The sequence below is a fragment of the bacterium genome (genome assembly GCA_008933615.1).
In the GTDB taxonomy this organism is placed as follows: domain Bacteria; phylum CLD3; class CLD3; order SB21; family SB21; genus SB21.
Window position 1 is genome coordinate 1 of sequence record WBUR01000064.1, and the last position, 10,588, is coordinate 10,588.

The following is a 10,588-nucleotide window of genomic DNA, read 5'->3' on the forward strand; positions in this document are numbered from 1 at the left end:
AACCAACGATTGGGCCGATTATTACCATTCTTCGCCTGTTTTATATAACGGGGTCATCTATTTCGGTTCCGGCGACGGACAAGTGTATGCGGTAAAAAGCGCGACGGGCGAATTCCTTTGGAGCTTCGAAACGGGCGGCGTTGTCCATACTGTACCCTTCCTGCAAAGGGAGAAATTATTTATAGGTTCGTTTGACGGCCATCTTTATGCGCTGAACAATCAAACGGGCCAGCTCATATGGAAATTCAAATCGACGGGCCAGCTTTACTTTCCAAAAGGCGAGGTCATGGGTAATCCGGTTGCGGCCGGCAATATTGTCTTTGCAGGAACACGCGATTTCAATTTTTATGCGATCGATGTTAACGGGGGTTATTGCCGCTGGATGAAAACATTTCCCCGCGGATGGGCCCTGCCTGTAACGCCAAACGATTCTGTCATTTATCTCGGCACATCCGATGATCGCGAACTTCTTGCCTTGGACACAAGAACCGGCAATGTCTTATGGAAATCCGATGCCAAATTCAACATTTTCGGCGGACTTGCCCGCAGCAGCGCCATGGGCTATTTTGGAACGCTGATGGGCAAACTCCTGGGGATCGATCTGAAAACGGGCACGGTCAAATGGACATTCAGTGTAGAAGGATATGAAGCGAACCGTAAACTCTATTTCAAAGAAGATGATTCATACCGTGACGATATCGGCACCATACTCGGAACGGGAGATAATGTGCTTCAGATGTATTACAATTTGGGGGCGATCTTTTCGACCCCGTCCGTTACCGGCGATGCGATCTACCTTACATCTGCCGATGGCTATCTTTATTGCCTGAAACGGCCGTGATAAATATAGAATTAATCTTCATTTGAAATAAAGTTAAGGAATTGTATATTGAAAAAAAGCATGACGGCACAAGAACTGATGATATGCTGACAACAAACAAACGTCTGAACCATGAGAGATTTCATAAAAAAGATCCTGCGTAAATGCCCCTGCTACCGAGCTCCGAAGTTCACATTGAACGCGGACGATATCGAAGGCGACCTTCATTTACGTTGAACTGCACGCCAACTTGTGTGTTTTATAAAACACAAAATTTTAGTTGCTCAAGAGAGCTTTTTTCTTTACTATGATCAAGATTCTCATTTCCAATCAACATTGAAGGTTACATGAAATTTTTGAACACTTCCCATTCGGAGTTTTTCTCCGTACTTAGAAAACGTGTGGATGAGTATTTTGTCGCGCACAATATCAGTAAATATGCCAATGCTACCATGGTTATTAAAACCATTGTAATGCTATGCATGCTGTATATCCCTTATACGCTGGTTGTTTCTGAGACGGTACCCGTTTGGCTCATGCTTTTGTTTACCGTGCTCATGGGCGCAGGAACCGCCGGCATCGGCATGAGCGTAATGCATGATGCCAATCACGGCGCCTACTCGCGTCATGCTTTTATCAATAAAATTTTTGGGTATACCATTAATATCGTTGGCGGCAACGCTCATACCTGGAAGCTCCAGCATAATATCCTTCATCATACGTACACCAATATTCCTGATATGGACGAAGATCTGCAGAGCAACCTTTTTCTTAGGTTTTCGGAACATGCGCCGGTACGTATAACCCAGCGATTTCAATACACGTACGCTTTTTTATTTTATGCATTGCTCACGGTAAATTGGTTCGTGGCGAAAGACTTTATCCAGCTTTTCCGCTATCACCGCAAAGGAGTTCAAACAGATAAGAAAACCAGTATGACAAAAGAGTTTTCAATTATTCTTGGGACAAAAATATTGTACTTCGGTTATATGCTCGCCATCCCTCTTATCGTGATGGACCTTCCGTGGTGGCAAATACTTATCGGATTCATGGTCATGCAGTTCACTACCGGATTTATTCTGTCGCTAATTTTCCAATTGGCGCATGTGGTAGAAGGCACTCACCAGCCTGCGCCCGACAAAAACGGGAATATTGAAAATGCATGGGCGGTTCATCAGATGTATACGACTGCAAATTTTGCAAGGAATAATAAGTTCCTGTCATGGTACATCGGAGGATTAAATTTTCAGATTGAGCACCATCTTTTTCACGGTATTTGTCACGTGCACTATCCTGAAATATCGAAGATCGTGGAACAAACCGCAGAGGAGTTTAAAGTGCCTTACATTCAAAACCGTACGTTTTTCGGCGCAGTAGCTTCTCACTTGCGTACGTTAAAAAAATTAGGAAAAGGCGAAGCGCTTGCCGCATAAATTGGTTTTTATCCGTTTTGAAGTACAAATATTTAAAGTCACACCAGCAGGTGGTGTGGCTTTTTTTGTAAATAACCCCATTTACTCTCGGTACAACGGTAGTGTAATTAATTAAGAAGTTCTCGATTTACAAAATTGAACCGGATTCAAAGTGACCACTAAACTCTCATGGAAATTTCCAGGTACATTCTGGACAGCTAATACAGTCGAACTTTTTGAACGCGCGGCCTATTACGGCGTTTTTATTGCCATGACACTCTACCTGTCCGATATTGTCGGATTTGACGATATAGATGCCGCCTGGATCAGCGGCTTTTTTTCTGCCGGAACTTTCTTCCTGCCGCCCTTTACCGGCGCCATTGCAGACAAAATAGGATTTAGAAAATCGATACTTCTTGCATTCAGTTTATTATCCGTAGGCTATTTTTCTCTCGGCGCCTTACCTTATAAAACAACCGTGATCCCTTCGATTATCATTCTCATGTTTGGCGCTTCTTTTATAAAGGCTATCATTACCGGCACCGTTGCCCAGACCACCGACACGAACAACCGCGCGCGCGCGTATTCCATATTCTACGCCATGGTCAATATCGGTTCTTTTTCCGGTAAGACGATCGCCTATCCCTTAAGGATCAATTTAGGATTAGAATCAATCAATTATTTCTCCGCCGTACTGTGTTTTGTAGCGCTTATCGTCGTTTTCTTTTTTTACAAAAATTTCAAAGTGGAGGAATCGACAAAAACGATGTCCGAAGTTTGGCGTTCTTTCCTGAAAGTCGTAACCAACGTGCGCCTGCTTATGCTTATTGTCATCGTAACGGGTTTCTGGATCATTCAGCAGCAGATGTACGCCACCATGCCGAAGTACGTATTACGAACGGTTGGCAATCACGCCTCGCCTGAATGGATATCCAATGTCAACCCGCTGGTTGTCATGACGTCGGTACTGATTATTACCCATTGGATGAAAAACGTTAAGGCCATTGTTTCGATGAACGTAGGAATGCTCCTCATGCCGATATCTGCCCTGCTTATGGCATCCAGTCCGATTTTGTATTCTATTTACGGCAACTCGGTTCCGTTGATCGGAAGTTTTTCCGCGCATCCCGTAACCATAATGCTCATTGCAGGTATTGTTGTGCAGGCATTAGCGGAAAGTTTTATTTCCCCGAGGTATTTTGAATTTTTTTCTCTTCAGGCTCCGAAAGGAGAGGAAGGTTTATATTTAGGATTCGGCCACCTGCATTCCTTTCTGGCGTCTATTTTAGGTTTCGGACTCTCCGGTTATTTGCTCACCATCTATTGTCCTGACCCGCACACTTTGACGCCCGATAAAATGTCTACCGCTTATGTCGACGCTAATTATATTTGGTACTATTTTGCTGTTATCGGATTATTAGCCGCAGTCGCATTATTTATTTATGAAAAAATTGTTTCAAAGAGTTCTACAAAAGCGTAAATTGTCCTGAATAAAACAGGAGTTCGCGCGTATGAAGAACCTATTCAATGTTTTTCTCATTCTGAGCCTTGTATGTTTTTCACCTCTCCAAAGCCAAAAAAAATCACCCGACCTTAAATCGTTAGACCGGTATATCGAAAAGGCACTGAAAGACTGGGATGTGCCCGGACTGGCCATCGCCATTGTCAAAGACGATTCCGTGGTCTTTGCAAAGGGCTACGGTGTAAAGACGATTGGCAGGAACGAGCCGGTGGATACACACACCTTATTTGCCATCGCATCACTTTCAAAGGCATTTACGAGCGCTTCCTTGGGCATGCTCGTCGAGGAAGGAAAACTCAAGTGGAACGATAAGGTAACGAATTTTGTTCCGTACTTTCAGCTTTACGATCCTTACGCAACGCGTGAAATGACCGTGCGCGATCTGTTATGCCACCGAAGCGGCCTTGTGACGTTCGGCGGCGATCTTATTTGGTACGGCACTAACTATTCACGTAAGGAAGTGATCGAGCGAATCCGTTTTCTTAAACCGAAATATAGTTTTCGTTCGGCCTACGGTTATCAAAATATCATGTTCATTACTGCCGGAGAAGTTCTCCTGAACATTACCGGGAAGACTTGGGATGAATTCGTCAAGGAAAGAATTTTCAACCCGCTCGGAATGAATGAAACGAACACCAGCGTGACATCCTCATTCACCAACATAGCCACGCCGCACACGGAGTATAATGGTAAATTGATTACCATTCCTTACCGTAATGTCGACAACTGCGGATCCGCCGCCGCGATCAACTCCAACGTATCCGATCTTTCAAAATGGATGAAAATGTGGCTCAGCAGTGATTCCGGTAAATCATTGATAAGCAGCCCGACAAAACACGAAATTTGGACGCCGCATACGATTATCCCTGTTTCCGAAGCTTCAATGAAAAACATCCCGTCACGTCATTTTTCATCTGCGGCTTTAGGATGGTTTGCTTTCGATTATCAGGGAAAGAAAATTCTCGATCACGGCGGAGGTATGGATGGAATGATCTCAAAAATATGTTTGGTTCCGGAAGATAATATCGGATTTGTTATTCTAACGAACAGCATATCGGGATTGTCGTCCGCTCTCCAGTATAAAATATTGGATCTCTATCTGGGAGGTAAGGATCGTGACTGGTGCGGAGAACGATTAAAAATCGTTAAAGAGTACAAAACAAAACAACTAGCCGCTGATATGAAAAAGCAAGACGAGCGTGCCAAAAACACGAAGCCGTCGCTGCCTCTTGAGCAATATACCGGTCTTTATGGCGGCCCGATGTACGGCAATGTCAAAGTTGATTTAGAAAATGGAAATTTACTTGCACGATTCCTGCCAACGGCTTCGTTTGTCGGTGACATGAGACATTGGCATTACAATACATTTGAGATCGAATTGCGCGACCCTAACCTGCCCAAGGGTATGGTTAATTTTATTTTGGATGCCGACGGTAAGGTTACGGAAATGAAAGTAGATATTCCGAATCCGGATTTTGATTTTACGGAGTTGGAACTTAAACGCTTACCCGGCTCGAAATAATATGGACGCTTACATCTCCCTTTTTTTTCAATCCTTTGTGGATTATTGGAACTATTTATCCGATGCGGTCACACAGCCTGAATTGCATAATTTCTTCTACGCATTAATTGGGATTTCACTATTTTTCTATTCCTTGGAACTCCTAATGCCATGGAGAAAGAACCAACCAAAGATCAGAAAAGATTTCTGGCTCGACGGCTTTTACATGTTTTTTAATTTCTTTATTTTTTCTCTCATCGGTTATTATGCCGTCTCCAATGTATTTTCAAAAGCTTTTAATGATTTCCTTTCTTTGTTCGGTATTCACAACCTGGTCGCCATTCAGATCCAGTCATTCCCGGTGTGGGGGCAATGGCTGACGCTGTTTCTGCTCCGTGATTTTATACACTGGAATATTCACCGTCTCCTGCATCGATCTTCATTTCTATGGGAATTTCACAAAGTGCATCACTCGGTGGAGCAAATGGGTTTTGCAGCTCACCTGCGGTATCATTGGATGGAGACGGTAGTTTACCGGACCCTTGAGTATATACCGCTGGGAATGATCGGTTTCGGTATTCAGGATTTCTATATCGTTCATATTTTCGCCATATCGGTAGGCCATTTTAATCATTCAAATATCTCTATTCCACTGGGACCGTTAAAATATATTTTCAACAATCCGCAAATGCATATTTGGCACCATGCAAAAACAATCCCTGATCCCAACGGAGTGAATTTCGGATTAACTCTCAGCATCTGGGATTACCTCTTCAAAACGTCGTGGATACCAAAGGACGGCAGAGACGAAGCCCTTGGATTTGATAACGTTGAATCATTTCCGTCCACATTCATAAAACAAGAACTTTACCCGTTCGTAAAATAGGGGGTCTTTCGATCCACCGGTGAAGTAAAAAAATCTTTGAAAGTATAAAAAATTGATTATATTTCGCCTTATTGACCGACAATATATCAACATGAGATATGAAAGTTACAGATATGCCTGCGAAATTTGTTTCCAACAAAGATGAAACGATACCGCTGTTTAAGAATCCGGTACTGGAATATTTTTCTCATATTCATCCAATCACGCCCGTGGTTACCTTTACGCCCGCCATCGCGTTTACTTTTTACCTGGGCTTCGTCACGCTTTCCTGGATCAGCTTAATACTGTTTTTTGTTCTAGGACTATTTGTCTGGACGTTTACAGAATACGCCATTCACCGCTGGGCGTTCCATTATCATCCAAAAAGCGAATTGGGTAAACAAATTCATTTCCTCATTCACGGCATCCATCATGATTACCCGCGCGATAGCACACGCCTGGTGATGCCGGTGCCCGTGAGTATCCCGTTAGCTGTCTTGTTCTATTTTGTTTTCTACGGTATCTTCGACATATATGCCAACGCTTTATTTAGCGGATTTATATTTGGATACGTCGCGTATGATTCCATTCACTACGCAACACACCATTTTCCCATGCGCAGCGGAATTGCTAAATGGCTGAAAGATTATCACATACGGCATCATTTTGAGGATGACGAGGCGGCCTATGGCGTAAGTAACCCTTTATGGGATTTTGTGTTTAATACGGTACCGGCTTATATTCGTGAGAAAAAGCAGAAGAATGCGATTATAGAACCGCGGTAGATGCGGAAAATTCACTCCGTTGACACAGCACGGAAACCATAACCGTAAGTTCGTTATGGTTTTTTTTGTTTCTTCTTTTCGATGAGATGTTTCTGAGGACGAATGGTGATTTCAGATAAAATGGTCCCCTCGCGCTGCCGTAAAATCGTTTCAATAGCATCGGCAATGCTCTCAGGCGTTATATAACTCTCCGGATCATCGTGCTCTTTGAAATTAAGGTGATCATAGAAAGGTGTTTGGACAATATCAGGATTAACGGTGACCACCTTAACTCCGCTTTTTCTAACCTCATCAAAGAGCGAAATTCCAAAATGCCTCACGCCTGCCTTAGTAGCTGCATACGCGCCGCCAAAAACACTCGCCTTAAGCGCGGTGATCGAAGCAATATTAATTATGTATCCTTCCGATTTCTTCAGTTCGCGCAGAAGTAAGCGCGTAAGGATCAATGGGGCAAGTAAATTGGTTTTGACCATTTCTTCAATATGCTCAGTTTTGATTTCCTCATGAGGCCCAAAATAGCCCACGCCGGCGTTATTCAGCAGAATATCCACAGATGCGGCTTCACTCACTATCTGCGCAACGCAGTTTTTAAGTTGCTTTATTTCAGCAATGTCGCAAACAAGTTTAACGAACGATTTGTTTTCCCACTTTGTTTTGGAAAAGGACCTGGCCAAACCATACACCCTGTAATTCATTAAAATCAATTTTTTAGCCGCTTCAAGCCCTATGCCCGAAGACGCTCCAGTCACAATAGCAGTTTTCATACAAATATTTTTTCTTTCCTATTATACTGCCCAAGCTTTGCCAACATGAATTGAGTCATCTCCTCTCGCTCCATCTGGGGATAACTCACCGTTCCATCCGTTTTTTCAAAAGGATAATACAAAATATCAGAATTTGTTCGCTGTTTGGTTATTCTTGACAAGTAATCCGAATTCATGCGAAATACTCCAACGCTGATGTCGTGCAATTTATCGGCCGGAATCAATCGAAAAGTTTGATCAATGCACGCTGCATACATACTTTGCCAACGGTCAACCCTCAGCAGAGGATCAAAACAAAGCCTCACATTCCAGCCATCCTTTATCGCTGAGCCAATAGCTTCTAATCTGCGTTTTAATGAAGGCGTTTCCTTTTCGTACTTTTCGATAATCTCTTGTGGCGATACGGTCCATGCCAATATCACATTTGATGAGGGCTTGAGATGCGCAATAGCTTTATAATTGGAACTCTTAGTCCGAAGTTCAATTTTTAAATTTGATTGATCTTTAGCAAACTCGATCCAACGCGAACAGAATGGAACCACTTTTTCAAAAGCCAGCAAATCCGTATCGTATGATATGCATAAATACATAGGATGAGCTGCAAGCTGTCTCTTGGTTTCAGCTATAAAATCATCGTTATTCACAAATACTACGATATTTGCTGACGGATACATGCCCTGGAGGTAGCAATAATCACAGTTATAAAAACAGTTCATGATAAGCGAGTTATAATAAAAATGGCGATGGCCAAAATCCGGCGCCTGATCCGAGCCGCTGTACAAAAAGTTGTCTTTTTTAAGGGCCAGAATCAGATTCATTGATCGTTTCTGAAATTGAAATCTCTGATGCGGCCGGTTAAAGACATCTTTGTAATCCCGGATCAGCACGCGAACCGCGTTAGGGTATTTATGGACAAGCCGCTTAGTATCGGGATACTCCAGCGCTTGTTTCTCTATATAAATATGTGAGAAATGATTATTGACTAAGGATTTTCCGGACTCGTTCGAAGGCATCTTTATTCTCACTTTTTGACTTAATTTCCCATGCGGAAAATTCCGATAGTTTTTCCATCACGTTTCGATTTCTAACTTTGGCCGACCGGGCTAATTCAACGAATTGATACTTCTGCGATTCTGTTAATTTTAAGATGCCGCCTACCCGGCGTAATAACTCAATCTCTTGGGCTTGGAATAGTCGTGTTTCTTTTTCATGTAGTCTCGGAAACATTGAAAAGATATGTTCAATGACATCCATTTTATTTTCAATTAAACCGCTAATAAATTCTTTTGAGAGCTGCGACAATTCAAGAAAATCCGACACTATCTTGAGGCAATAAATTCGATGAAGATCGACAAACATGTTTGCGGCCTGAAAAAAACCCGATGCCTCCATATCAACAAGGTCGGCATGAGGATGATCGATTTGATTTTTTTCAACAGGCACATCATACGTCACCATCGCAGCTTCCTTCAATCCGTGCCGCAAGATCGGATCAGGATAATAATCGCGCCCATGGGCACGATCCGTAATTTTGTTAATAAAGACCATTTCGCCGATCATAATATCTTGGCACACCGAGCCACAGCAACCGATATTAACAACGACTGAATTTGATGACAGTTTACTCTGCGATAATAACATGGTGGTTGCAACGGCGGACCGAATTTTACCGATGCCGCTGACCATCAGTCTTATTTCATCGTTCTCAAACAAGTCCAATTTCGAATAGACTGAGTTTTTCTTGAGTTTAAATTTGTCAATGATGGGTTTCGCTTCGCAATGCAGCGCGGTTACTACAAATATCACTTAATGTTCCTTCTTCTCGCACAGTTCCAGTAAGACTCCGCCTGTTGATTTGGGATGAACAAAGGCGATCTTTGTCCCGTGGGCGCCGTCCTTTGCCACCTCGTCGATTAACTGGAATCCTTTTTGTTTGAGTTCTGATAATGTAGACTGAACATCGGAAACATGAATGGCCATGTGTGCAATACCGCCCCTATTGCCGTTCTTCTCGATAAATTTCGCAATAGGACTTGCAGGATCGGTTGCGGCCAGCAGTTCAATCATGGATTCCCCTATTTTAAAAAATGCAGTTTTTACTTTTTGATCTTCTACTACCTCCGTCCCTTGAAATTCGAATCCCATTGCTTTGTACAATTCAATACTTTTATCAAGGTCCGTTACAGCTATGCCGACGTGATCGATTTTATTTAATGACATACCTTTCACACTCCGTTAAAAAATAACCCGAAACCATTAATTTTATCTTTACTCGAATAAGTTTTTATTTTTTCTGTAAATTCTTTGCTGCCTGTAGTGTGTTTTTCATCAGCATGATAATGGTCATCGGGCCAACGCCGCCAGGAACAGGCGTAATGGCCGAGGCCGCCTCTTTAGCGGATTCAAAATGTACATCGCCTACTAATCGTGTTCCGGATTTAGTATTTTTGTCTTCTATCCTATTAATCCCAACATCAATGACGACAGCGCCCTTTTTGATCATATCTCCTGTGATCATTTGTGCCTTACCCGCCGCGGCAACGACAATATCCGCCTGCTTTATAAAATACGTCATGTCCGGCGTTCCCGTGTGGCAAACCGTTACGGTCGAATTCGCCCCCTTCGCCTTTTGAATCAACATATTTGCAAGGGGCTTACCGACGATATTGCTTCGTCCGACAATAACGGTGTGTTTTCCGGCCGGATCAATTCCTGAGCGCACTAATAGTTCTTGAACCCCTGCAGGTGTGCAGGGAAGAAATACCGGTTCCCCGATTGAAAGTTTACCGACGTTAACAGGATGAAAACAATCAACGTCTTTTTCAGGAGCGATGGAATTGATAACAGAGCTTTCATTGATCTGCTTTGGCAACGGCAATTGAATTAAAATTCCTGAAACGGCAGCGTCATTATTAAGTT

General features: G+C 42.9%; 11 protein-coding genes. 6 read left to right on the forward strand and 5 right to left on the reverse strand.

The genetic code is table 11. The annotated features are described in order from the left end of the window. The 6 genes from F9K33_15940 to F9K33_15965 form a co-directional block, all read left to right on the forward strand. Positions 1-841: PQQ-like beta-propeller repeat protein (locus F9K33_15940; protein KAB2877640.1), on the forward strand; the 841-nt coding region annotated here is incomplete at its 5' end. 326 nt (positions 842-1,167) lie between these two features. After that, entirely contained in the window at positions 1,168-2,253 is a 1,086-nt protein-coding gene (locus tag F9K33_15945) for an acyl-CoA desaturase (GenBank protein KAB2877641.1), read from the forward strand. A 250-nt stretch (positions 2,254-2,503) separates the two neighbouring features. Further along, positions 2,504-3,712 carry a peptide MFS transporter gene (locus tag F9K33_15950; GenBank protein ID KAB2877649.1) on the forward strand — a complete coding sequence of 403 codons (1,209 nt, stop codon included), beginning with the start codon at positions 2,504-2,506 and terminating at the stop codon, positions 3,710-3,712. 31 nt (positions 3,713-3,743) lie between these two features. Further along, the gene (locus tag F9K33_15955) at positions 3,744-5,276 is read left to right on the forward strand and encodes a serine hydrolase (protein ID KAB2877642.1); all 1,533 of its coding nucleotides are present in this window, start codon (positions 3,744-3,746) and stop codon (positions 5,274-5,276) included. A 1-nt stretch (position 5,277) separates the two neighbouring features. Continuing rightward, positions 5,278-6,141 carry a sterol desaturase family protein gene (locus F9K33_15960; GenBank protein ID KAB2877643.1) on the forward strand — a complete coding sequence of 288 codons (864 nt, stop codon included), beginning with the start codon at positions 5,278-5,280 and terminating at the stop codon, positions 6,139-6,141. Between the two features lie 113 nt (positions 6,142-6,254). Further along, positions 6,255-6,905, forward strand: coding sequence for a fatty acid hydroxylase (locus F9K33_15965; protein KAB2877650.1), 651 nt, complete (start codon positions 6,255-6,257; stop codon positions 6,903-6,905). Positions 6,906-6,958: 53 nt separating this feature from the next. Here the strand turns inward: F9K33_15965 and F9K33_15970 are convergent, their stop codons facing one another. The 5 genes from F9K33_15970 to F9K33_15990 form a co-directional block, all read right to left on the reverse strand. Then, the gene (locus F9K33_15970) at positions 6,959-7,669 is read right to left on the reverse strand and encodes an SDR family oxidoreductase (protein ID KAB2877644.1); all 711 of its coding nucleotides are present in this window, start codon (positions 7,667-7,669) and stop codon (positions 6,959-6,961) included. Then, the gene (locus F9K33_15975) at positions 7,666-8,682 is read right to left on the reverse strand and encodes a hypothetical protein (GenBank protein KAB2877645.1); all 1,017 of its coding nucleotides are present in this window, start codon (positions 8,680-8,682) and stop codon (positions 7,666-7,668) included. Before F9K33_15975 ends, F9K33_15970 begins: the two co-directional genes overlap by 4 nt. Continuing rightward, positions 8,645-9,475 (reverse strand): 5'-methylthioadenosine/S-adenosylhomocysteine nucleosidase, encoded by an 831-nt coding sequence (locus F9K33_15980; GenBank protein KAB2877646.1) that lies wholly within the window; start codon positions 9,473-9,475, stop codon positions 8,645-8,647. The genes F9K33_15975 and F9K33_15980 overlap by 38 nt, the downstream gene beginning before the upstream one ends. Continuing rightward, positions 9,476-9,889, reverse strand: a complete 414-nt coding sequence (mce, locus tag F9K33_15985; protein KAB2877647.1) for a methylmalonyl-CoA epimerase — start codon at positions 9,887-9,889, stop codon at positions 9,476-9,478. A 64-nt stretch (positions 9,890-9,953) separates the two neighbouring features. Beyond that, positions 9,954-10,588: bifunctional 5,10-methylene-tetrahydrofolate dehydrogenase/5,10-methylene-tetrahydrofolate cyclohydrolase (locus F9K33_15990; protein KAB2877648.1), on the reverse strand; the 635-nt coding region annotated here is incomplete at its 5' end.